At 35.8% G+C, this 24,642-nt stretch carries 22 protein-coding genes; 16 read left to right on the top strand and 6 right to left on the bottom strand.

Features of this window, described 5'->3' with window-relative positions; genetic code table 11:
* Nucleotide 1: 1 nt before the first annotated feature.
* The 3 genes from ybeY to AC3FI7_RS16255 all read left to right on the top strand — a co-directional run bounded on the left by ybeY (nucleotide 2) and on the right by AC3FI7_RS16255 (nucleotide 3,357).
* Nucleotides 2-421 carry an rRNA maturation RNase YbeY gene (gene ybeY / locus AC3FI7_RS16265; protein WP_034694045.1) on the top strand — a complete coding sequence of 140 codons (420 nt, stop codon included), beginning with the start codon at nucleotides 2-4 and terminating at the stop codon, nucleotides 419-421.
* A gap of 146 nt (nucleotides 422-567) precedes the next feature.
* Nucleotides 568-2,430, top strand: a complete 1,863-nt coding sequence (gene mnmG, locus AC3FI7_RS16260; RefSeq protein WP_142723579.1) for a tRNA uridine-5-carboxymethylaminomethyl(34) synthesis enzyme MnmG — start codon at nucleotides 568-570, stop codon at nucleotides 2,428-2,430.
* 105 nt (nucleotides 2,431-2,535) lie between these two features.
* Nucleotides 2,536-3,357 (top strand): class I SAM-dependent methyltransferase, encoded by an 822-nt coding sequence (locus AC3FI7_RS16255; protein WP_142723580.1) that lies wholly within the window; start codon nucleotides 2,536-2,538, stop codon nucleotides 3,355-3,357.
* 1,428 nt (nucleotides 3,358-4,785) lie between these two features.
* On the opposite strand, the gene AC3FI7_RS16250 is transcribed toward AC3FI7_RS16255, so the two are convergent.
* Entirely contained in the window at nucleotides 4,786-5,976 is a 1,191-nt protein-coding gene (locus tag AC3FI7_RS16250; RefSeq protein WP_491462100.1) for a phosphoglycerate kinase, read from the bottom strand.
* Nucleotides 5,977-6,616: 640 nt separating this feature from the next.
* Between AC3FI7_RS16250 and rpiB the strand changes: the two genes are divergently transcribed.
* From rpiB to tsaB, 7 genes are all read left to right on the top strand, one after another.
* On the top strand, nucleotides 6,617-7,051 hold the full coding sequence (rpiB, locus tag AC3FI7_RS16245; RefSeq protein WP_142723581.1) for a ribose 5-phosphate isomerase B: 435 nt from the start codon (nucleotides 6,617-6,619) through the stop codon (nucleotides 7,049-7,051).
* Nucleotides 7,052-7,388: 337 nt separating this feature from the next.
* Nucleotides 7,389-9,542 carry a ribonuclease R gene (gene rnr / locus AC3FI7_RS16240; RefSeq protein WP_491460510.1) on the top strand — a complete coding sequence of 718 codons (2,154 nt, stop codon included), beginning with the start codon at nucleotides 7,389-7,391 and terminating at the stop codon, nucleotides 9,540-9,542.
* Between the two features lie 234 nt (nucleotides 9,543-9,776).
* On the top strand, nucleotides 9,777-10,463 hold the full coding sequence (locus AC3FI7_RS16235) for a LysE family translocator (protein ID WP_142723583.1): 687 nt from the start codon (nucleotides 9,777-9,779) through the stop codon (nucleotides 10,461-10,463).
* Nucleotides 10,460-11,389 carry a S66 peptidase family protein gene (locus AC3FI7_RS16230; protein ID WP_343660582.1) on the top strand — a complete coding sequence of 310 codons (930 nt, stop codon included), beginning with the start codon at nucleotides 10,460-10,462 and terminating at the stop codon, nucleotides 11,387-11,389. Before AC3FI7_RS16235 ends, AC3FI7_RS16230 begins: the two co-directional genes overlap by 4 nt.
* 44 nt (nucleotides 11,390-11,433) lie before the next feature.
* On the top strand, nucleotides 11,434-11,805 hold the full coding sequence (locus AC3FI7_RS16225) for a YraN family protein (protein ID WP_343660583.1): 372 nt from the start codon (nucleotides 11,434-11,436) through the stop codon (nucleotides 11,803-11,805).
* A gap of 92 nt (nucleotides 11,806-11,897) precedes the next feature.
* Entirely contained in the window at nucleotides 11,898-12,647 is a 750-nt protein-coding gene (locus AC3FI7_RS16220) for an SDR family NAD(P)-dependent oxidoreductase (RefSeq protein WP_491460509.1), read from the top strand.
* A gap of 81 nt (nucleotides 12,648-12,728) precedes the next feature.
* A complete protein-coding gene (tsaB, locus tag AC3FI7_RS16215; RefSeq protein ID WP_343660586.1) occupies nucleotides 12,729-13,403 on the top strand; it encodes a tRNA (adenosine(37)-N6)-threonylcarbamoyltransferase complex dimerization subunit type 1 TsaB in 675 nt (224 codons plus the stop codon).
* Nucleotides 13,404-13,481: 78 nt separating this feature from the next.
* Here the strand turns inward: tsaB and porW are convergent, their stop codons facing one another.
* The 4 genes from porW to AC3FI7_RS16195 all read right to left on the bottom strand — a co-directional run bounded on the left by porW (nucleotide 13,482) and on the right by AC3FI7_RS16195 (nucleotide 18,046).
* On the bottom strand, nucleotides 13,482-16,067 hold the full coding sequence (porW, locus tag AC3FI7_RS16210; protein ID WP_491460508.1) for a type IX secretion system periplasmic lipoprotein PorW/SprE: 2,586 nt from the start codon (nucleotides 16,065-16,067) through the stop codon (nucleotides 13,482-13,484).
* A 149-nt stretch (nucleotides 16,068-16,216) separates the two neighbouring features.
* Entirely contained in the window at nucleotides 16,217-16,780 is a 564-nt protein-coding gene (locus tag AC3FI7_RS16205) for a Maf family protein (protein WP_491460507.1), read from the bottom strand.
* Between the two features lie 8 nt (nucleotides 16,781-16,788).
* Nucleotides 16,789-17,307 (bottom strand): KdsC family phosphatase, encoded by a 519-nt coding sequence (locus AC3FI7_RS16200; protein ID WP_142723589.1) that lies wholly within the window; start codon nucleotides 17,305-17,307, stop codon nucleotides 16,789-16,791.
* Nucleotides 17,297-18,046: a Rossmann-like and DUF2520 domain-containing protein gene (locus tag AC3FI7_RS16195; RefSeq protein WP_343660593.1), complete on the bottom strand. Its 750-nt coding sequence runs from the start codon at nucleotides 18,044-18,046 to the stop codon at nucleotides 17,297-17,299. The genes AC3FI7_RS16200 and AC3FI7_RS16195 overlap by 11 nt, the downstream gene beginning before the upstream one ends.
* 181 nt (nucleotides 18,047-18,227) lie before the next feature.
* Here AC3FI7_RS16195 and AC3FI7_RS16190 point away from each other — a divergent pair, with 181 nt between their 5' ends.
* From AC3FI7_RS16190 to lepA, 5 genes are all read left to right on the top strand, one after another.
* Nucleotides 18,228-18,779: an RNA polymerase sigma factor gene (locus tag AC3FI7_RS16190; RefSeq protein ID WP_034694015.1), complete on the top strand. Its 552-nt coding sequence runs from the start codon at nucleotides 18,228-18,230 to the stop codon at nucleotides 18,777-18,779.
* Between the two features lie 17 nt (nucleotides 18,780-18,796).
* Nucleotides 18,797-19,339, top strand: coding sequence for a hypothetical protein (locus AC3FI7_RS16185; protein WP_142723591.1), 543 nt, complete (start codon nucleotides 18,797-18,799; stop codon nucleotides 19,337-19,339).
* Between the two features lie 6 nt (nucleotides 19,340-19,345).
* Nucleotides 19,346-19,858 (top strand): hypothetical protein, encoded by a 513-nt coding sequence (locus AC3FI7_RS16180; protein WP_142723592.1) that lies wholly within the window; start codon nucleotides 19,346-19,348, stop codon nucleotides 19,856-19,858.
* Nucleotides 19,859-19,955: 97 nt separating this feature from the next.
* Entirely contained in the window at nucleotides 19,956-20,993 is a 1,038-nt protein-coding gene (locus AC3FI7_RS16175) for a hypothetical protein (RefSeq protein WP_491460506.1), read from the top strand.
* A gap of 99 nt (nucleotides 20,994-21,092) precedes the next feature.
* Entirely contained in the window at nucleotides 21,093-22,889 is a 1,797-nt protein-coding gene (gene lepA, locus AC3FI7_RS16170; protein ID WP_142723594.1) for a translation elongation factor 4, read from the top strand.
* Nucleotides 22,890-22,944: 55 nt separating this feature from the next.
* Here lepA and AC3FI7_RS16165 read toward each other — a convergent pair whose 3' ends face one another.
* On the bottom strand, nucleotides 22,945-23,589 hold the full coding sequence (locus tag AC3FI7_RS16165) for a DUF1579 domain-containing protein (RefSeq protein ID WP_491460505.1): 645 nt from the start codon (nucleotides 23,587-23,589) through the stop codon (nucleotides 22,945-22,947).
* A 124-nt stretch (nucleotides 23,590-23,713) separates the two neighbouring features.
* Here AC3FI7_RS16165 and AC3FI7_RS16160 point away from each other — a divergent pair, with 124 nt between their 5' ends.
* Nucleotides 23,714-24,409 (top strand): NUDIX hydrolase, encoded by a 696-nt coding sequence (locus tag AC3FI7_RS16160; protein ID WP_142723596.1) that lies wholly within the window; start codon nucleotides 23,714-23,716, stop codon nucleotides 24,407-24,409.
* The last annotated feature ends 233 nt before the right edge of the window (nucleotides 24,410-24,642 follow it).

The raw sequence follows: 24,642 nt of genomic DNA, 5'->3' as shown, positions 1-24,642 counted from the left end.
AATGATACAGTTCTTTTATGAAAACTTGCCAGAATCGGTAAGTACAGATTACAAAAAATGGCTGGAAGATCTTATTCTTTCAGAAGGAAAAAAACTAGGAGAAATCAATTACATTTTCTGTGATGACGAATATCTTCTTAAGATCAATCAGGATTATTTGCAGCATGATTATTATACAGATATCATCACTTTTGATTATGTCAAAGGAAAGACAATAAGCGCTGAGATTTTCGTATCTTTGCAGCGCATTTCTGATAACGCCTCTACCCTTTCCCGAGATTATGAAGAAGAATTGAGAAGGGTTTTAGCCCACGGAATTTTACATCTCGCAGGCTATAAAGACAAGACGGAAGAGGAAGAAAAAGAGATGAGGAGAATGGAAGATCTGTACCTGGATAAATACAGAGATTTAAAGTTTTAAAATTGAACAATCACTTAAAGTCTCATATCTAAAGTACTCAATTCTAGCAATAATATACATTTATCTAGAGTGTATTCTCCAAAAATGTTTCACGTGAAACATTGGTTATAAAGATAAGATTTAAAGCTTAAAACAAGCGATATAAAATGATTTCAGAAATATATGATGTGATCGTAGTAGGTGCAGGACATGCAGGTTGTGAAGCGGCGGCAGCGGCGGCCAACCTCGGTTCAAAAACATTACTGATCACAATGAATATGCAGACCATCGGACAGATGAGCTGCAACCCGGCAATGGGCGGAATCGCAAAAGGACAGATCGTAAGAGAGATTGACGCAATGGGAGGATACTCCGGAATTGTAGCAGACAAATCTGCTATCCAATTCAAAATGCTCAATCTTTCAAAAGGTCCTGCGATGTGGTCTCCGAGAACCCAAAATGACAGAATGCTTTTTGCTGAAGAATGGCGATTGGCATTAGAGAATACCCCCAATCTTGATTTCTTTCAGGATATGGTGAAACAACTGATTGTTGAAAATAATAAAGTAACCGGCGTTGTTACTTCTTTAGGAATTGAGATCAAAGGAAGATCTGTAGTTCTTACTAACGGAACTTTCCTTAATGGATTAATTCACGTTGGAGATAAACAATTAGGCGGAGGAAGAATGGGTGAACCGAGAGCATTTGGAATTACAGAACAATTGGTCACTTTAGGTTTCGAAGCAGGAAGAATGAAAACCGGTACTCCACCAAGAGTAGATGGAAGAAGTTTGGATTATTCAAAAATGGAAGAACAGAAAGGAGATGAAAATCCACAAAAGTTCAGCTATCTTGATACACCAAAACTTACAAAACAATTAAGCTGTCATATCGTATATACCAATGAAACGGTACACGATATTTTAAGAGAGGGCTTTGACAGAAGCCCTATGTTCAATGGTACAATTCAAAGCTTAGGCCCAAGATACTGTCCAAGTATTGAAGATAAGATCAATCGTTTTGCTGAAAGAAACAGACATCAGCTTTTCGTAGAACCGGAAGGATGGAAAACTGTTGAAATCTATGTAAACGGGTTCAGTTCTTCTCTGCCAGAGGATGTACAGATTAAAGCAATGAAACATATACCGGGATTTGAAAACGTAAAAGTATTCCGTCCGGGCTATGCCATTGAATATGATTACTTCCCCCCTACCCAATTAAAGCATACACTTGAAACAAAAATAATTGATAATTTATATTTCGCCGGCCAGATCAATGGAACAACGGGATATGAAGAAGCAGCAGGACAAGGGTTAATTGCAGGGATCAATGCCCACAATAAAGTACACGAAAAAGGAGAATTCATTCTAAACAGAGATGAAGCCTATATCGGAGTATTAATTGATGACTTGATTACCAAAGGGACTGAAGAACCTTACAGAATGTTTACTTCCCGAGCAGAATACAGACTTCTTCTAAGACAGGACAATGCAGATATCCGACTGACAGAAAAAGCCTTTCAATTAGGATTAGCAAAAGAAGACAGATTAAGACGAGTAGAAACAAAAGTATCTGAAAGCCAATCACTTGAAGAATTCCTTCGGGAAACTTCTTTAAAACCAGGCATTATCAACCCAATCCTTGAATCTATTGAAAGCAGTCCGGTAGATCAGGCATACAGAGCAGCACAGATTCTTACCAGACCTAATATGACATTAGAAAAACTGGATGAGATTGATTTTATTAAAGAAGTCTCTACCCAATATAATGATGAAGTAAGAGAACAGGCAGAGATTAATATCAAATATAAAGGATATATCGAAAAAGAAAAAGAGAACGTAGCCAAGCTAAACCGTCTGGAAAACATCAAAATTCCTGAAGATTTCGATTATACAAAACTTTCCAGCCTTTCGGCAGAAGCAAAGCAGAAGATGTCTAATGTACGTCCTAAAACTATTGCCCAAGCAGGAAGAATAAGTGGGGTTTCACCTGCCGATATCAACGTTTTATTAGTATATCTGGGACGTTAAAAAGAATGTTTCACGTGGAACATTAAAAATAAAAGTAAAAAATTAAGGTATTTATAAGCTAGTTTAGAATACCTTAATTTTTATATTAAAAAGATATTTACTTCAATGAAAATAAAAGATCATTTTCTTTCTCAGGAAATATTTGAAATTCAGGAAACGGAAACTAAAGGAGTTTTCAAGACCTCCCCTATCCCATCTGATATTTCCAGATATTATGAAAGCGAAGATTACATTTCTCATCATCAGGATTCCGGAAGTCTGAAAGAAAAACTGTATAAATTCCTTCAGTCTTTCAATCTGCAATACAAAAAAAATATACTGGTAGACAGAATCAAAAAGGGATCAAAAGTACTTGATTATGGATGCGGTGCCGGAGAGTTTGTAAAATATATAGAGAATGATTTTGAAACTTTCGGCTTTGAACCGGATGCAGATGCAAGAAAAGCAGCACTGGGGAAAATAACAAAAGCTTCAATTATAGATGACATTCATAAGATTGAAGAACACAGCCTGGATGCCATTACACTTTGGCATGTATTTGAGCATATTGAAAATCAGGATGAGATGCTGAAGATCTTCCATACAAAATTAAAAGAAAAAGGATTGCTTGTTATTGCCGTTCCCAATCCTACTTCATATGATGCAAAACATTATAAAGAATATTGGGCGGCTTATGATGTACCAAGGCACATCTATCACTTTTCAAAAAATGGTATGGAAAATTTAATTTCTAAAAACCGGGACTGGAAAATGAGAAAGATCAAACCATTGGTCCTTGACTCATACTACATTTCTATGTTGAGCGAAAAATACAAAAAATCACCTTTATTTTGGCTAAAAGCTGTTGTTTACGGAACGATTTCTAACGTAAAGGCTTTATTTTCGGCTGAATTTTCAAGTTTGATATATATTATCGAAAAAAGATAGAAAATCGATTTTAGAGCCATTTCTGAAGGTCGATTTTTAACGTTTTTATCTTTAAAAATAAAAAACTCAGGAAATATCCTGAGTTTTACTTTTTATATCAAACCTGACTTTAATAATATAAAGAAAATATTTAAGTCAAAATATTCTCTTCCTTTATTTAAGAAATATCTCTCCTACTCCATTTTACAAATTGAACGATTAATTATTTTCAGAGCTATTCTCTTAAGCATTACTTTAATTTAAAAAATCATTTTATACATCTATATCTATCAGTATGTATAAAAACATAAAAAATTGGTTTCAGAGAGCCAATTCTTTCAAAAACAGGTATAATTTCAACTCAAAACGAACAGAGAGATAAACATTTAAAAAAATATAGAACTTCGATTTTTAAACTATTTCTGAAGACCGATTTTTAACACTTTCATAGAAAAAAATAAGTTGATCAGAAACTATATAGATATTCAAATCAAAAAAATTTAAATGGTCTGTTTATTCTAAATAATTTCACAGAAATTAAGTGAATGAAAAAAATTAAGACTCCCCTACTCCATCTTTAAATATTTATAAAAAATTTGAAATGCCCTCAAATTATAATTCTCAAAATAATATTTATCAAGTTTTTAAATACAAAAGAATTTGACAGCAAATGAAAATTGACGAAGTAAAAAAGATTTAAATACTGATCTAAAAATATAGCACTTAGAAAACAAAAAAATTTTAATCATCAAATCAATTCTAAGTTTAAACGGAAAATATATAAAAATGTATCTAAAAATTCATAACTTATTCATTCAATGGTATTTAATGAGTAAAACAAACAAAAATAAAAAAACAAAAAATTAGCTTATTTATTGATATTCAACAAAATAAATCGTATTCACACATATATGAAATAAAATAAAACCTTTAAGCCGAATTTTAAAAAAGAAAAATAGCCATAAAATCTCTCCAGAAAGATAAAATTTCAGAAACAAAAAATAAAAACATAAAATTTAAGATTATGCTTAAAAAAAAGAAATTAGGGAAAAATACTTCGACTTATATAGAATATTTTGTATGAATTAATTCAAATATAAACCCAGATTTTCTATAAAACATACTCCAAAATTATCTGGAAAAGATCACCAGAACTTACAATAAATTCAAAATCTCAGCGCTGAAAAAAGAATCAATTCTATCAAAAATTCACAATAAAAAGCTAAAATAAAATCTTAAATAACGTACAAATTTAAGGGCAGATTCTAAATAGAGATTTTTGAAAAACTTAAGTAACTGAAAGAGAATTCAACACGAAAACACATAACTATAAGTTATATCTAAATTTCTTTGAGGATGCAGATCAATACAGAATATTCTAGTAAATTCAAAAAGAAAAAAAGCCTGCTAATTATATTAGCAGGCTTTAAAATATTACTTATTTTTCTCTTAATTGTTGATAGCAGCTACCCCTGGCAACTCAAGTCCTTCAAGACTTTCAAGCATTGCTCCACCTCCGGTAGAAACATAACTTACCTGATCAGCATATCCGAATTGCTTAACAAAAGCAACACTGTCACCACCCCCAACTAAAGAGAAGGCACCAAGTCTTGTTGCTTCTGCGATACTATCGCCTAACGCTACGGTACCACCGGCAAAGTTTGACATTTCAAAAACTCCAATCGGACCATTCCAAAGAATAGTTCTTGAATTTAACAATACATCGTTGAACTGATCTCTCGACTTATGACCGGCATCAAGTCCCATCCATCCTTCAGGGATAGCATAGATATCAGCTTCTTTTCTTTCCGCATCATTACTGAAGCTTTCTGCAATGATAGTATCAGAAGGAAGGTAAACTTTCACCTTATGCTCTTTAGCTTTTCCTAAAATTTCAAGAGCTAAAGGAAGCTTATCCTCCTCAACAAGAGAATTACCGATTTTTCCACCAAGAGCCTTAATAAAGGTAAATGCCATACCTCCTCCAATAATCAGATTGTCAACTGCAGGAAGAATATTTTCTATAATGGTAATTTTAGTTGAAACTTTAGACCCTCCCAGAATAGCGGTAACAGGTCTCTCACCACTTTTTAATACTTTATCAATAGCTTCAAGTTCTTTAGCCATTAACAAACCGAAATATTTAGTTGATGGAAAATATTGAGCAATGGCTGCCGTAGAAGCATGAGCTCTGTGTGCCGTTCCAAATGCATCATTCACATAAGCATCTCCAAGCTTGGAAAGCTTTTCTGCAAACGCAGCATCTCCTTTCTCTTCTTCATTATGAAAACGTACATTTTCCAATAATAAGATCTCACCAGGTTTTAATTCAGCAGCAGCCTGCTCTGCTTTCTCTCCTATACATTCATCAACAAACTTTACCTCCTGTCCTAAAACATGAGAAACTTCGCCAACAATATGTTTAAGTGAAAATTCATCTTTAACCTCTCCCTTAGGTCTTCCAAGGTGTGTGATCAAAATGACAGAACCGCCATCATTAAGGATTTTCTCTACTGTAGGTTTCACAGCAACAATTCTTGTGTTGTCTGTCACCTTCAGCTGGTCGTCCTGAGGAACATTGAAGTCCACTCTTACCAGTGCCTTCTTATCTTTAAAATTAAAATCATTGATTGTTTTCATAAATAGATTTATTTTTTCTAAGTCCTGTGAAACCGCCATACCCAATCTGTTTTCATTTTCAGCAAATCCGGCAGGAACAATTTCATAAATTTCATTCAATTTTTGTTTCACAAATGTAAGGTTTTAAACTTTTTCAACAGATTGATTAAAATAAAAGTTTTCAAAAACTTTCCCCGAACCCAATCATCCACTAATCAACAATTTCTTCTTTCTTAAAAAAAAGAATAATGTAGTTGTTGTTATGTATTGTTAGTTTCGGGGATAAGTTTTAAGGTAAAAATTGATAACATTCAACTTTTATTGAATTCATATTTAACTCACAATATAAATCCTTGTAAACCCGCTATTTCACACACTTATTAACAAATGTTGATAACTTTGAATAGAACAGATTATTAGTTATTTTGTTATGGAAAAATCTGGGGATAGCTGAAGAAAACATCTGGAAAGTTGTGGTAAAAAATTGCTGAAAGCTTTTCTATTACGAAATAAATTGATCTTTAAAAATAGAAAGTTGAGAAAAGTTTTCCACAGTTATTCACATTGCTTTTCACAATTAACTCCCGCTTTACTAACACGAATTGTTATTATTCTTACCTTTGTCATGAAATAGAATCTAATAAAGCTTAATAAGAGTATTATGAAAAGAAAAATTGCTATCGCAGCGGACCATGCAGGCTATGAATATAAGGAGATTGTTAAAAACTATCTTTCAGAAAGGTTTGAAGTTCAGGATTTTGGCACGTTTTCCACAGAGAGTGTGGATTATCCGGACTTTGTACACCCTGCTGCAGCTTCTGTGGAAAACGGAGAAAATGAGCTGGGAATTTTGTTCTGTGGAAGCGGAAACGGAGTTCAGATCACGGCCAACAAACATCAGAAAATAAGATGTGCATTGTGCTGGATGCCGGAGATTGCAACACTGGCAAGACAGCATAATGATGCCAACATGATTTCAATACCGGCAAGATTTATATCAAAAGAACTGGCGATTGAAATAGCAGATAAATTTCTTTCAACCGATTTCGAAGGAGGAAGACACCAGAACAGAGTTGACAAAATCGCAGTTTGCTAAAATAGAATAAGGCTTGTAAATCTCATTACAAGCCTTATTTATTTTTTATTCGTACATTTGCAGTGTCCAATAGAAATTATACTCTATTATTCTCCAAAGCCTTTCTTATATTTGAAACATATTTAATAAAAGGTTTTTCTCTTTTCTTCTCCAGAATTGTATTAAATTTATACAAAACTAAAGCTCCCGTTGTAAGCAAACTGAAAGATGACTTCTGAGTTGATACGGAATGAATCTATTGATGAAATTGAATAACCTTATAAAGGAATGGATAAGGAAGATTTAGAAAAAGGTTTTACTTGTATTAAGACCAAAACAATTAAAAAAGAAAATTAACATGCCAAAAAAAAGAAAATATATAAGTCATAAAAATGATTTAAAACTGATGGAGATCGGAAGACTGATCCTCCGTTTTATGAATGCTAATTCATCAAAAATTTATAATTATAAGCAGATCGCTGACGGAATAGATTACAAAAATCCAAGACAAAGGGAACTTGTAATTCAGGCGTTACATAAGCTTCAGGCTTCTGAAAAAATCAAAGAAGTGGAGCGTGGAAAATATATTGTCAACCTGAAAATAGCAGGAACATTAACCGGAGTAATCGACTTTAACCAAAGCGGAAATGCTTACGTAAGTGTGGAAGGAATGGAAGACGATATCTTCATTCATGCCAAAAATGTAAAGGATGCACTGCAAGGTGATAAGGTTCTTATTATAACTTATCATTATAAAGGAAAGAAACTGGAAGGCTCAGTTCTGGAAGTTTTGGAACGTAACAGAACAGAATTTGTAGGGACATTTCAAAAGGTAGCCCACAAAGATTTTGGGTTTGTTGTTTGTGATAAGAAATCAATCAATACGGATATTTTTATTCCGAAGACCAAATTCAATAATGCGGAAGACGGAGATAAGGTGATCGTAAAAATGACAGAGTGGAAACCGGGGGATAAAAATCCTGAAGGTGAAATTATCCAGGTACTGGGTGCTCCGGGTGAGCATGAAACTGAAATCCACTCTATCCTTGCAGAATATGGTTTACCGTACGAGTTTCCACAGGAAGTAGAAGCTGATGCAGATAAAATCGACAGAAGCATTACTGACGAAGAGGTGGCGAAGCGTTGGGATATGCGTAAAATATGTACTTTTACAATTGACCCTAAAGATGCCAAGGATTTTGATGATGCCTTATCCATAAGAAAACTGGAAAACGGAAACTGGGAAATCGGGGTGCATATTGCAGATGTATCTCATTATGTGGTTCCCGGAACTATTCTTGATGATGAAGCGTATCAGAGAGCTACTTCGGTATATCTTGTTGACAGGGTGGTACCGATGCTTCCCGAAGTATTGAGCAACGATGTCTGTTCCCTGCGTCCAAACGAAGATAAATATACTTTTTCAGCAGTCTTTGAACTGAATGATCAGGCGGAAATTCAGAAACAGTGGTTTGGAAGAACAGTGATCCACTCAGACAGAAGATTTACCTATGAAGAGGCTCAGGAACGTATAGAAACCGGAAAGGGAGACCTTGCAGAAGAAATCAATACGCTTGATAAGCTGGCAAAAATCATGCGTAATGAACGTATCAGAAAAGGGGCTATTACTTTCGACAGAAGTGAAGTAAGATTTAACCTGGATGAAAATAATGAACCGGTTGGGGTTTATTTTAAAATAAGTAAAGATTCCAATCACCTGATCGAAGAATTCATGCTTTTAGCTAACAAAAAAGTTTCGGAATTCGTATCGCTGACAAGGAAAGGTGAAATCACCAATAATACATTTATTTATAGGGTTCACGACGATCCGGATCCTGCAAAACTGGAATCTCTGAGAGACTTTGTAGCTACTTTCGGATATAAAATGAATCTTGCCAATACCAAAAAAGTGGCTGAATCTCTGAATAAGCTTCTTCATGATGTAAAAGGTAAAGGTGAAGAAAATATGATCGAAACACTGGCCATGAGAAGTATGAGTAAAGCGGTATACTCTACAGAACCTATCGGGCACTACGGATTAGGATTTGAATACTACAGCCACTTCACCTCTCCTATCCGTCGTTATCCAGATTTATTGGCCCATCGTCTTCTTCAGCATTATCTGGATGGTGGAAAATCTCCAAACAGAGGTGAGCTTGAAGAAAAGGCAAAACACTGCAGTGCCATGGAAAGACTGGCCGCAGATGCGGAAAGGGATTCTATCAAATACATGCAGGTAAAATTCATGGAAAAACATTTGGGAGAAACTTTCAAAGGTGTGATTTCCGGCGTGGCAGAATTCGGATTCTGGGTTGAAATCCCGGAAAACGGAGCGGAAGGTCTGATCAAACTGAGAGATCTTGTTGATGATTCGTACATGTTTGACGCCAAAACACATGCTGTATATGGAGTGAGACATGGTAATAAATACCAGTTGGGAGACGAAGTTCAGATTAAAGTGGTGAAAGCCAATCTGATTCAGAAGCAGCTGGATTTCCAGATTGTGAAGTAAATGATGTTTTCAAAGTCTATAAATAAAAAGGCTGATTGTTCAATAACGATCAGCCTTTTGTTTTTTCAGATTTAGAGTTTTCTAATATGCCTCCCTCTCCTATTTCTTGAAATTTTTACATTAAAGTCTGATTAAAATCCATTTGATAAATCACAAGTTTATTGAATAATTAAATCATAAAGTATAACTTTGTATTAAACGAAATGAATTTTTTTCATTTTAAAATACTACTTAATGTTTGAACTTGTACTATCTGCCATCATATTAGGATTTATGCTGAGCCTGGTTTTTATAGGACCTATATTTTTCCTGTTAATTGAAACCAGCTTTTCCAGAGGCCCCAGACATGCCCTATCACTGGACCTTGGTGTTATCACAGCAGATTTATTATGCATTGTGGCAGCATATTATGCCAGTACAGACATTGTAACATTAATAGATAAGCATCCCGGTTTTTACAGAATCACTTCCATTCTTATTTTTATCTATGGGATCGTGATGTTGGTTACCAAGACCAAGATGCATATGCCTGGAGAGGAAAAGATCATTGGCCAAAATTATATCAAGACATTTTTCAATGGTTTTTTCTTTAATCTTCTCAATGTTGGGGTCATCCTTTTCTGGCTGGTAACGGTAATTTCCGTAAGGAATCAATATCCGGACACCAGCAGTTTTATTTTATACATCGGGATCGTTCTGGCCACTTACCTTTCTATAGATCTTGCCAAGATATTCCTTGCCAAGCAGTTTCATGATAAATTGACACAAAAACTGGCCAACCAGATCAGAAGAGTGGTTGGCTGTATTCTTATCATCTTCAGCTTCTTTATTTTCCTGCAGAGTTTCAAAAAGTTCAATCAGTTTGACAGACAGCTGGAGGAAGCCGAAAAAAAAGAAGTAAAATATCAAAAAACAAAATGAAAAAAATGATCTTTCCGAAGTCTCTTAAAAAGGGAGACAAAATAGCTGTTATTTCCCCTGCCGGAGCGGTAGATGCCTCTCAATTGGAAAAGGGAATAGAAATGATTAAAAGCAGAGGTTTTGAACCCGTTCCGGGGGAACATCTTTACACTAAATTTTCAAACGGATACAATTATGCCGGAACAGAAAAGGAAAGAATTAAAGATATTAACTGGGCTTTAAATGATAAAGAAATAAAAGCCGTGTGGGCCTCCAGAGGAGGCTATGGATGCCAGCACCTGATACAGCATCTGAAAATGAAGGACTTTACAGAAAATCCGAAATGGTATATCGGGTATTCTGATAACACCGTTATACAAAGTTATCTGCTGAAAAAAGGTTTTGTTTCTATACATGGGCAGACCATCAAAACATCTAGTTTTGGAGTCACAGGTGAAAGTTATGATCTGATTTTTGACATCCTGAAGGGAAAAATGCCAAAATACAGCTTAAAATCCCATCCGTTGAATAAAGAAGGGTATATTAAAGGAGAACTGATCGGAGGTAATTTAGCCCTTATTTATGCCCTTTTAGGAACCCAATATTCTTTCGACTTTAAGGACAAAATTCTTTTCATCGAAGATATCGGAGAAAACTTCTATGCCCTGGATCGGATGATCATGAGCCTGGAGCTGGCGGGAGTTTTCAAGAAAATCAAAGGACTCATTGTAGGAGGTATGACCAATATGGGAGATGAAAAAGAAAACAAAAGCTACGAAGAAAGCTTTGATGAGTTTGCTTACAAGCTGATCTCTGACAGAATCTCAAGATATAAATTTCCTGTGGTATTTGCTTTCCCGAACGGACACATTAAAGACAACCGCCCATTGATTATCGGAAGTGAAGTTAAAGTAAAGATTGATACTAAAGTAAAGGTAGAGTTTTAAAATAATCATACTACTACTCTATTTCTTAATTTCTAAATACTAATATGGCTGACCATAACGATTTTGGAAAAATAGCAGAAAATCTTGCTGCTGACCATCTTAAGAAATATGGCTATAAAATTCTGGTCAGAAATTTCCGTTTTCAGAAAGCAGAGATTGATATCATTGCTGAAAAAGATGATCTGATTATCATTGTGGAAGTGAAAGCAAGATCTACAAATGCATTTATGCTTCCTCACGAAGCTGTGACCAAAACAAAAATAAAATCAATTGTTTCTGCAGCCAATCACTATTTGGAAGAATTTAATAGGGATAATGAAGTAAGATTTGATATTATTTCCGTTCTTCCTGATAAAAACAAAAACTTGGCAATTGATCATATAATGGATGCATTTCAGGCATTTGATGCCAATTGAAATACTAATTGATTAAATACACGATGTAATAATATAAGAGTGAATGACACACCGGTTATATTTTGATACATCGTTAGATTAAAAATAAACTTATGAAGACAATATTCATTACCGGAGCAACTTCAGGTATAGGAAAAGCCACTGCGGAACTTCTTGCAAAACAAGGAAACAGAATTATTATCTGTGGAAGAAGAAGTGAGGTACTCGAGACAGTGAAGACAGGACTTTCTCATTATACCGAAATATTTAGTTTAAAGTTTGACGTCAGCAATCTTGAAGAAGTGGAAACAGCTATCAATTCTCTTCCTGAGAACTGGAAAGACATTGATGTTCTGATCAATAATGCTGGGAATGCACATGGATTAGATCCTCTTTCGGCAGGAAAAACAGATGACTGGAATTCTATGATCGACGGAAATGTAAAGGGATTACTCTATGTTTCGAAAATGATTATTCCAACTATGAAAACTAAAAATTTAGGTCATATTGTAAATATCAGTTCTGTTGCGGCAAGACAGACTTACGCAAATGGAGTAGTGTACTGTGCAACGAAGAAAGCAGTAGATGTTATTTCTGAGGGGATGAGATTAGAGCTTACAGAATTTGGAATCAAAGTAACCAACATTCAGCCGGGAGCTGTAGAAACAGATTTCTCTTTAGTAAGATTCAAAGGGGACAGCGAGAAGGCTTCTACCGTGTATGCAGGGTATGAAGCTCTGAAAGCTGAAGACATCGCTGATGCTATTGCCTATTGTGTAAATGCACCAAAGCACGTTACCGTTTCAGAAATGACTATCTATCCAAGTGCTCAGGCGGAACCAAGAACGATTTATAGAAAATAGTCCAAAATAATGGAGTAAATTTGCAGAATATTAAAATCAATTTTGTCTTTTGCAATATTGCGTTTACCTTAAAATCAAAAAATGAAAATTCTATATCTGGAAACATCTTCAAAGAACTGTTCAGTAGCGGTATCGGACAATGAGAAGCTGCTGTGTCTGTGTGAAGAAGTTTCTGAAAATTACAAACAGTCTGAAAGTCTCCATACTTATGTAGAATGGGCAATGGAGGGAGCGGGAATTTCTCTGAAGGATATTGAAGCCATTTCTTTAGGAAAAGGTCCAGGATCATATACGGGGTTAAGAATAGGCGCGGCTTCTGCAAAAGGCTTCTGCTATGGGCTCAGAGTTCCGCTGATCGCAGTAAATTCTCTTGAAAGCATGATAGAGCCTTTTTTAGGAGATAACTATGACCTGGTAATTCCTTTAGTTGATGCGAGGAGAATGGAAGTTTATACGGCCGTTTATGATGGGAAAACAGGCCAGGAATTATCGGAGACCGAAGCCAAAATTCTGGATGAAGCTTCTTTTGAAGAATTTAAAGATAAAAAAGTGCTGTTTGTAGGAGACGGAGCGAAGAAAGCAAAAGATATACTCAATCTTCCTGGTGCTGTTTTTAAAGATGACGTTTATCCGTCTGCCCAATATCTTATCAGTAAAACGATGAAAAAAATACAAAATCAGGAATTTGAAGATATGGCTTATTTTGAACCTTTTTATCTTAAAGATTTCCACGGGGTAAAGAAAAAGCCTTCGTAATTGATATTTTATAAAAGAAAGATAATAACCGTATTATAAAGTAAAAAAGCAACTCAATTTGAGTTGCTTTTATTATTTTTATTGAGGTCTTGGCGGCGCTTTTGATGCGGGCTTATTTCCGCCGGATTTGTCATTTTTTTTCTGCTGGGCGGGATTACCCTGCTGCAAACCCGGATCTACGTTCAGGGTTTGTGTGGCTATGTTTTCCTGCTGCTGTACTTTCCCGTTATTCATTGGCGGGCTTCCTGTATTTTGTGTATTAGGCTGAACAGGAGCTCCTCCAGGTTGTTGGGGAATTGCATTTCCTTTATTATCGGTCGCCTGAAAGCTGAGATCACTTTTCAGGTAATTCAGCATTTCCTTAGCCCTTATTCCTTCGGGGGTTTTAGAATAATTCAGGGCAATCTGTTCAAGCTGAAGAATCATTACTTCCTTTCCGCTGGATTTTCCTGCATTGAAAGCATTGAGCAGATACAGTTTCGGAACCAGTGCATCCTTTGGATATTTTTGAAGGGCCTGGTCTATGAGATCTTTACTTTCTGCAAATTTTTCCGATTCAAAAAGGGCATATGCTTTTTTATACTCGTTTTCAACTTCCTCAGTTGATTTTACAAATGATTTGTTTTTAGGATTTCTGGCAAATTCAGCATAGGAAGTATAAGGATAATCTGATAACAGAATTTGTTTTGCTCTTTCAGAAGCCTGTGGATTTTTTTGATAATTCATGGCAAAAATCTCATACAATGCCTGCAGCATTACCTTTTCTTCAGGCTTTACATCTACAAGCTCATACAGCGTTTTGGTAGCCAGGGGAGTATTGGTAAAGTAATTCTGATACATAATACCCAGGCCTAGTGAGGCAGTATCTCTGTCCTTTTTCAATTGGGATAATTTACCCTGATCCGTAGGAATCTGTTCAATATAATAAGCCGGTTCAAAACGTCTCGGATTAGGAGCAGAAGTCACTCCAAGCGCTTCATTTTTCATATCTTCTATAGAAGCCATTTTCTTGGAAAAACGCCAGTTATCCGCAAGTGCACGGTCTCCCCAGATCTGTTTAAATGTAGAGGCTCCTTTGCTTACTGTTCCGGTATTACTGAAGTAGAATCCTTTAGTAGTGACCCCAAAGTCTTCAAAGGAATTAGAAGAACCGTTGGCAAAAACAGAGTTGGCACTATAGTCCCCGGTATCAAATCCTTTATTTCTTTCTGCACGTCTTCTTTCCAGTTCTTCTTTCTCCTCCTTGGCCTTTAATTTTGCAATATATTTCGTGAAATAATCTGTTTTCTGGGCATCATTCATCTTGGCAAGAGAAAGAATACTGTCATTCTTCTTGATGAGATAGTAGTTTCTGGAAATCTTTTTAATATACTCGGATTGATCTTTTAACAGGATCTTTGAAGGTTCATAAGTCATTACAGCAAGTGCAGAATCATAATAGCTTCCGGCTCCGATATAATCATTTTTTTCCAGGTAGCTTTTTCCTATTTCATAATAAGCCAGCCCACGGATTTGAGGGTCGGATACCTTTTCAAACAATGATTTTCTGAAGAACTGCTGAGCCTCCTCTTTTTTTCCTGCCTTGTTGGCCATTAAACCTAAAGCATAGTAAAATTCATTTTTTCTGGAACCATAAGTTCCTTTCTTGCTGATTCCCTCCAGATAATTTTTAGCGCCTGCATAATCTCCTTTACCGTTAAAAGTTTTAGCAATAGCAATCTGTGATTTTACTTCGAATTCAAAATCATTGGCATATTTGTATGCTGCAGTATAGCTTTCCCTTGCTTTATCATTCTGCCCCAGATTTTCCAAAACCTGACCTCTCAGATAAGCGATTCTGCTTTTCAGTTTCCTGTTGCTGTTCAGCTCAAAAGCGTCATCAAGCTCTTTAGCGGCTTCTTCTTTTTTTCCCGCATCCAGCAAAGATTCAGCATAGTAGATACTGAGCAGTTTTGCATAGCTTTTATTAATATCTTCTCCTTTCAGTTTTGCAAAAGTTTCATGCGCTCTGTGATAATCCTTGATTTTATCATAAGCCAGTCCCTGATAAATTCTTGCCAAAGCAATCCTCTTATCATCTTTCATATGAGTGAAAACATAATTAAGTGCGTCCAGTGCCTCCAGAGATTTACCACGATAAATTCTCGCCTGAGCCAGGATCATATAGGCGTCAAAGATCTGTTTATTTTTCTCTTCACCGTTCCTGGTTACAGAATATTTATTAATAGCTTTTAAAGCTTTAGCCTCTGCAATTTCAAGGGTGGTTGCTCCTTTTGCCTGTTCTCCATCCGGTCTTGCCGGGGCATTCCCTGAAGGTCCGCCAGGTATATTCGGTACTCCGGAATTACTCCTTCCTGAAGGTCTGTTAGCTACTTCAGCCATTTTCATAGAGTTCTCTGCAAAAGCCTCAGACTGTCCGAGGTCACTTCCTAAAGGCTGTTCTTCATAAGTCAGAATAGGAATATAAGGCGCATAAAAGTTGTCTTTATGGCCCTTATCCCGGGTCGTAAACTCACTGTTTAATGCGTCTTTGGCATTAAAAAGAGTGTTGTAATATGTTGAAAATCCTTTCAATAGCTTTGAACGCTGCTCCGGCTTTTTTGTTTTGGTAGCACAGGAAGCGACAAGGCATATTACCAAAAGGAATAATATATTCTTTTTCATTATTCAATATAACTCGCTAATCTGCTTTTTATTATCAGCAGTTTGATGATTTTGTAAAAATAATAAAATTTTATAATGAATAATATTTATATTTCCGAAGGAAATATTTTATTTCTTCTTAAATGGATGTCAGAACCTCAATAATTTTTTTAAATCAGAGCGGTTTCTTTTAATATTTTGTAAACAAGATGGGTGGGAAGTCCCATAATGGTGTAGAAACTTCCTGTGAGGCTTCTAATCTTTGCCATTCCCAGCCATTCCTGGATACCGTAGCTTCCTGCTTTGTCAAAAGGCTTATAATTTTGAATGTAATAATTTATTTCTTCATCAGTAAGTTGATCCAGAGTGACATCTGCTACATCTGTTTCTGTAAAAGATTTATTGGCTGTTTTGATAGTAATTCCGGTATACACCTGATGCGTTCTTCCCGAAAGGCTCTGAAGCATTTTAAAGGCATCCGCTTCATCTTTAGGTTTTCCCAGAATCTGATGGTCAACAGCTACTACTGTATCAGCAGTCAGCAGAACTTCATCTGCTTCCAGACTCCTGAAAGCTTCCGCTTTTAGATCAGAAAGATAAGCCGCGGCATCTTCTATTTTGATATTTTCCGGCAGAATTTCTTCACAGTCTATTTTTACAACTTCAAATTTAAAACCAAGGCTGGAAAGAAGTTCTTTTCTTCTTGGGGATTGTGATGCTAAAAGTAATTTCATGCCTGTAATTATACGGATTGTGTATTATCATCATGCCAGTTTCCCTGAACTTTCATCACCTGTTCTATCACATCGCGCACAGCACCTGTTCCTCCTTTTTTCGGGGAAATATAATCAGAAATTCCTTTTACTTCAGGAACTGCATTTTCAGGGCATGCGGCAATAGCTGAACGCTCCATGATATGAATATCCGGAAGATCATCACCCATGGTCAGGATTTCTTCATTTTTAAGGTTGTATTTTTTCTTAAAATCTTCAAAATCATCTATTTTATTGTGAGACTTAGGATAATAGTCCTGAATCCCAAGATAATTGATCCTGTGTTTTACCATCTCATCATTTCCTCCTGTAATAACACCGATCAGATAATTGTTTTTTAATGCTTTTACAACAGCATAGCCGTCCAGGACATTCATTACCCTGCACATATTTCCTCCGGGAAGAAGATAGACGCTTCCGTCCGTGAAAACTCCGTCAACATCAAATACAAATGCTTTAATATCTTTTAGTTTCTCTTTATAGCTCATACATTTTCTGAATAGAATGATTCATTGTTTTATAAATTTCAAGACTCTCATCTTTTAGCAACTGTTCATGCAGCTGTAAGATCCTTAGATCATTTCTTACAGCAGGTCCTGTCTGCGCTGCTTTAGGTTCAATTTCATGGATTTTCTGAACGGTTTCATCAATCAGCGGTAAGAAATAATCAAACGGGATATCCTGAGCATCTGAAATTTCTTTAGCCCTTGAAAAAAGATGATTCACAAAATTGCAGGCAAAAACAGCTGTAAGATGGATATATTTTCTTTTTTCATAAGTACTTTCCATTACCTTTTCTGAAATCTTTAAAGCAAGGTCAAACAACATTTTTTGATCTTCTTGATTTTCAGCTTCTACAAAAAACGGAATTTTTTCGTATTCCAGTTCTTTTGATTTTGAAAAGGTCTGTAAAGGGTATAGGCTCGCTTTCCGATAATCGCCGGCAAGAACTTCTTTAGGAAGAGATCCTGAAGTATGAACAACCAGGCAGTCTTTTTCGGTAATAGTTTTTGAGACTTCCTCTACAGATTTATCACTCACGCAGATGATATAAAGATCTGCCTTTTCCAAACGATCAGTAGAATAGGGAATGTGTAATTCCTCAGAAATCTTACTTAATTCTTTTTCGTTCCTGCCAAATATCTGAACAAGAGGAATGCTTTTCAAAATGAAAGCTTTTGCCATATGATAGGCTACATTTCCGGAACCGATGATTACAATTTGCATATAACAAATATAAGATTTTAAGCTGAGCCGGAAAAGACAGATGGCTTCAGAAATGCTGTCGCTCAATATAGGCACGTTTATTGCGTAAGTGTCTCATAATATTTTTAATATTTAAATTGAAAATTAGATTTTTAATTTAACTTTCAGCTATTTTTGTAATCCAAAACAATGAAGGCATCTTATGAAGATTAAGGACGCGGAAATTATTTCGTTGATGCAGAATCCACGGACCCAGGATAAAGGAGTCCGTGCCTTGATGGATGCCTATCAAAGCAGATTGTACTGGCACATAAGAAGAATTATTGTGGACGGAGATCTTGCACAGGATACTTTGCAGGAAACTTTTATTAAAGCTTATCAGAATTTTCATCAGTTCAAAAATGATAGCCAGCTGTATACCTGGTTGTACAGAATTGCTACCAATGAAGCACTACAGCAGGTCAATAAAATGAAAAAAATGCAGAAGACTGATGAAGATCCGGAGTATCACATGCAGAATCTTGTAGCAGATAATACAGAAGGAGATGCAGAAGAAATACAGATTTTACTGCAGAACGCTATACAGAGCCTGCCTGAAAAGCAGAAACTGGTATTTATGATGCGGTATTATGATGATTTGCCCTATGAAGAAATATCAAAAATAGTTGATATGTCCGTAGGGACCCTGAAAACAAATTATCATTATGCCAAACAGAAAATAGAAGATTATATTAAAGAAAATTACGAAAAATAATTTTTGACCCTACAAAGATGAAAGAGTTCGACATAGAAAAATTAGAACGTAAAAACATTTACACAGTTCCTGAAAATTTGTTTGAAAATATTCAGGAGAACGTTATGAATGATATAAAGACAAGTAAAAAAGCGCCTGTCTTTAAGCTGAACTGGATGTATGCAGCAGCGGCATCACTGGCTTTGATCTTTGGAGCAACTTATGTTTTCAATTCAGATAATGACTCTGCCGATCAGACCCTGAATTCTAAAACAGCCTATGTTGCCAATAATGGAGAGCCCAAAACAGAAAGTGAGCTGGCTTATGAAACTTTAAAATCTGATTTAACTTCTGTTGAAAATAATAATCAAACAGTTGAAAATCAAAAAAATAACAATATATACGCTTCTGAAAGTGTAAATAAAACTGAAAAAGCAACAGAGACACCCAAACCGGTGAAAACTGTAAATAAAAAAGAAGAAACACGAATGAATGACTATCTGGATTCGTTTTCTAATTCTGAAATTGCAGAATTAGCAAGTAATTCGACCCAGGACGTTTATTTGGATATTTATAATTAAAAGAAGATGAAAAAGATATTATTGACGTTTTTGATTATTTACGGCTTTGGATTAAATGCCCAAAGAACTGATTATGACTGGAAAAAGATGGATCCCAAACAAAGAAAGGAAGTCATCAACAATCTTTCCCCGGAAGAAAGGAAAGAGCTTCTGAAGAAATTCAGAAACAATATGATCATGGATAATCTGAATGTCGATCCGGAGGATAAAGCCGAATTTACACAATTGTATAACGAATATCTGGATAGCCAGAAACAAATAAAAAGTCAGTTTAATTCAAACTTTGATCCTGAAACTTTAACGGATGAAGAGGCTAAAGCCAAATTACAGCAAAGTTTTGAAGTGGGACAAAAGCTTTTGGATAACAGAAAAAAATATGCAGATAAAATGCAGCAGGTAATTCCCTGCCAGAAAGTTCTGAAGCTGTTTCAGTCAGAAAAAATGATGAAGGATAAAATGGAAGAAAGAAAACCTCACGGAAACAATAACACTGCTTCGGGACCTAAACAAAACCCATAATAGTTTATTTTTTTAATGTTGGACGGCTCTTACAGATCTTTTCTGTGAGAGCCGTTTAATTTTGCTTCAAATTCCTATTTTTGCCGAAAATTTATAGATGAAAAAATTATTTTTCTTTTTTTTACTTTCGTCTCTATGGTCCGCACAAAAAACTGAAATAATTAAGATTAATGATAATCTTAGAGACAGAAAAGGACTTACAAAATCACTTACTTTTATTGATAACAGATCAGATAAAAATATTGGAAGTATTCCGGATAAAAAAGATATAGTTGAACTGAAATTTGCAACTAATGATCTTCAGGGATTGATCGAAAACAAATTCAGAGAAGACAATAAAACAATAGGAAATAATGATATTGTCCTGATGTTGGAAGACCTTAAAGTCTATGAAGAACAGGATAATAACCGTACATTTACTTATGCAAAAGCGAGAATTAAACTTTCCAGCTTTATTAAAAGAAATGATAAATACTATTTTATCGGAAGATATAGTAATGTAATTGTCTGTAACCCGAATATTACAGTACATCCTTCTATATTTTTGGCTGGACAGATTTCTGAAATATTTACACAGTTTATAAAAGCGTCTTATTATCCAAATATTAATCCCGGATATTATATTCCTGAAAATGAAATAAACAGATATGAAGAGTATTTAAACAAGGAGTATAAAGCATTTAACAATCCTATTCTAAAGGAAGGTATTTACACAAACTTTCAGGAATTTCGTAACCAGAATCCAAATCCTGAGTATTCCCTCAAAAAAAATAAGAAAGGAAAAGTAGTGCAGTTAATAGATAAAGGCCTTGAGACTTCGCTCTCTAAAGTATATTGCTATGTAGAAAATGGAATAGCTTATAAAACGACACCTGTGGGCTTTGATGAAATAAAGAAAGATAATAAAGGCTTTTATATTTATTCTTCCAGAACCAATCTTTTTGCTTCAGCCCAAACCGGAGGCTTATTCGTTGGAGCAGTTACAGGAGGTTTGGTAGGAGCTTTAATCGGTGCTGCAATTGATTCCTCATCCAATACCAATGCTGGAACAGTTCAGGGAGTCGGTTTCAGATCTACTATGGAATCCAATGTGTATCTTGATTCTTTAACCGGGAGTTATATATTTGAAAAATAAAAAAATCAGCAGTAAAAATTAAATAAATTCATACAATAAGATAATGAAAGACAATAATCTCTCGCTTTTTTTTATCTTTGCAAACTACAAGATTCTTAAATGAAAAACATACGAAATTTTTGCATAATCGCCCATATCGACCACGGTAAAAGTACCCTGGCAGACCGTCTGTTGGAGTATACCAATACAGTTACCCAAAGAGAATTACAGTCTCAGACGCTTGATGATATGGATCTGGAAAAAGAACGTGGGATTACGATTAAGTCGCACGCTATCCAGATGGATTATGAATATAAAGGAGAAAAATATATTTTAAACCTTATCGATACACCGGGACACGTTGACTTTTCCTATGAAGTTTCCCGATCTATTGCTGCCTGTGAAGGAGCGCTTCTAATCGTGGATGCTGCACAGAGTATCCAGGCACAGACCATCAGTAACCTTTATTTAGCACTGGAAAATGATCTGACAATCATTCCGATTCTGAATAAAATTGACCTTCCGTCTGCCAATCCTGAGGAAGTAACCGATGAGATTATGAATCTGATCGGGTGCGACTATGAAGATGTACTGAGAGTTTCCGGAAAAACAGGAGAAGGTGTTCATAACCTTTTAGAACAGATTGTTGAGAGAATTCCTGCACCGGAAGGAGATCCTGACGGTCCGCTTCAGGCCTTGATCTTCGACTCTGTTTATAACCCTTTCAGAGGTATTGAAGCGTATTTCAAGGTAGTGAACGGAAGTATTACTAAAAATGAAAAGATCAAATTCTTCGCTACAGGCAAAGAATATGGGGCTGATGAGGTAGGAACGTTAAAACTTAAGCAGGTTCCTAAGAAAACAATCCATTGTGGAGATGTAGGCTACCTGGTGTCGGGAATCAAAGATGCCCGTGAAGTAAAAGTAGGAGATACCATCACTTCTTTTGACAGACCTGCAGCGGCTCCTATTGATGGATTTGAGGAAGTAAAACCAATGGTATTTGCCGGTATTTACCCAATTGATTCTGAAGATTTTGAAGAGCTGAGATTCTCTCTTGAAAAATTAAGACTGAATGATGCTTCTCTGGTTTTCGAACCGGAAAGTTCTGCTGCTCTTGGTTTCGGTTTCCGTTGCGGATTCCTGGGAATGCTTCACATGGAAATTGTACAGGAACGTCTTGACAGAGAGTTTAATATGAACGTGATCACTACGGTACCGAACGTATCTTATTTTGGATATTCCAAAAAAGAACCAGAAATTCCGATTCTGATCAACAACCCTTCGGAAATGATGGATCCGTCTATTATGGACAGAGTGGAAGAACCGTTTATCAAGGCTTCTATCATTACCAAATCTGATTTCGTGGGGCCGGTAATGACTCTATGTATTGAAAAAAGAGGAGAAATTGTTAACCAAAGCTATTTAACTTCTGAAAGAGTGGAATTGGTGTTCAATATGCCGCTTGCTGAGGTAGTATTTGATTTCTATGACAGGTTAAAATCAATCTCTAAAGGATATGCTTCATTTGATTATCATCCAATCGGATTCAGAGCGTCCAAGCTTGTAAAAATGGACATACTGATCAATGGTGATATGGTAGATGCCCTTTCATCTTTGATTCATGACAGTAATGCCTATCACATTGGTAAAAAAATGTGTGAAAAACTTCGTGAGCTGATCCCGAGACAACAGTTTGATATTGCTGTTCAGGCTGCCTTGGGTACGAAAGTAATTGCAAGAGAAACCATTAAAGCCTTAAGAAAAGACGTTACTGCAAAATGTTATGGTGGTGATATTTCCAGAAAGCGTAAGCTATTGGAAAAGCAGAAAGAAGGTAAGAAGAAAATGAAGCAGATTGGTAGAGTAGAAGTACCGCAATCAGCGTTCATGGCTGTATTAAAGCTAAATGACTAATTCATTATAAAAATAAAAAACCGCTTCTGATAATGGAGCGGTTTTTTTTGTTGATTTATTTCTTACGGGTGTATTTTATTTCCATGGTTTTGTACTCTTTTCCTGTCTTGGAGTCCGGGCCGTACATTTCCAGTTTTTGATTGTTGTCATCTACAAATGTGAAAACCTCTCTGAAATCACAATCTTTCCCAGGTCTTGAAGGATCCGTCATTTTTCCTTTAAATTCAACCGATTTTGTAGAGGGACTCCATTCCCCTTCACCATGCATGATACCGGTTCCCATATTGTCGATCCATGTACTGATAAATTTCTTTTTGGAGTTGTCATATCCCACAATGCTCATTCCTTCGAAAGGCATTCCCATAAAGTTGCCTTTATGATTACTGATCTGGTAGCGTCCGCCATACATCATTTTATTGATAGTCTCAGATTTACTCATCATAGGTTTTCCTCCGTTTTCCATCCACATGGTGGTTTCTCCCGTCCAGATTCCGTCAGATTTTGCCAGCATCTTATGCATTTCTCCCGGAGTAGAGTACTCCATCCACGCTTTCATAGCTGTTGCTGAATCTACTGGTTTCCATTCAGGTTCTGAAGCAGCAGGGTCTGCTTTATCGGAACCATTGACTGCTGTTGTTTTTCCTTTCTCACAGGCTGTTAATAAAAAAGCAGCGATAAGAATTGATAATAAATTTTTCATAATGGTTTAGTTTTAAGATGGTTAGAATGATAACTTAAAGATAGGAACTTTTATTATACCTCTGATTATTTTTTTACTTTGCACATAAATCGTAACTTTGTGTATTCATAACGCAAATCAATTTATGGAGTCTCCAAAAAAATTACAGGATATAAAAGTGGCTGTAGATGCTGTCATCTTCGGATATTTTGATAAAAAAGACCTTCAGATTCTTCTGATTAAAAGAAATATTGAACCTTTTAAGGGAGGATGGGCTCTACCGGGAGGACTTGTTCTTGATGATGAGAGTGTAGATGATGCAGTAAAAAGAGAACTGTATGAAGAGGCAGGTATAAAACCCGATTTTCTGGAACAACTGTACACCTTTGGTAATCTGGGGCGCGATCCAAGAAACAGAGTGGTTTCTGTAGCTTATCTTGGGCTTGTGAACCCGTCTTATCATGAACTTTTTGCAGACTCTGATGCCGAAGATGCACAATGGTTCAGTATTAATAAACTCCCTTCTTTGGCTTTCGACCACAAAACGATCATTGATACTGCCTTAAAAAGACTTCGTACAAAAATTCAGTATCAGCCGATCGGCTTCAATCTTCTCAATGAAGAATTCCCCTTTTCTGATCTTGAAAATCTTTATAAAACCATTGTGGGACAGGAAATCGACAGAAGAAACTTCCGTAAGAAAATTATGAGCTACGGTCTGCTTAACGAAACCAACAACGTTAAAAAAGAAGGCAGCGGCAGACCCGGAAAACTTTTTACTTTCAATAAGGAAAAGTATAAAGAGCTTGAAGAGCAGGGCTTTTATTTCGAAATTAAATAGATTTCTAAACACAAACTTCACAAATGTTTTGCACAAATATCCACTAATATTTATGACATTCTTGAAGCCACAGTATAAGATATCAATTGAAAACATTCAATAAGAACGGGCTTTAGCCCGTTTTTTTATACCATATCATTCCATTGGCTTCAGCCTAAACGAATCAAATTTGTGTCATTTGTGATCAAAATTTGTGTTATTCGTGTTGATTGGAATTAAATTTTTATCCCTGA

The organism is Chryseobacterium sp. TQ-BC-N36 (genome assembly GCF_058382295.1).
This window is presented reverse-complemented; position numbering and strand designations above follow the sequence as displayed.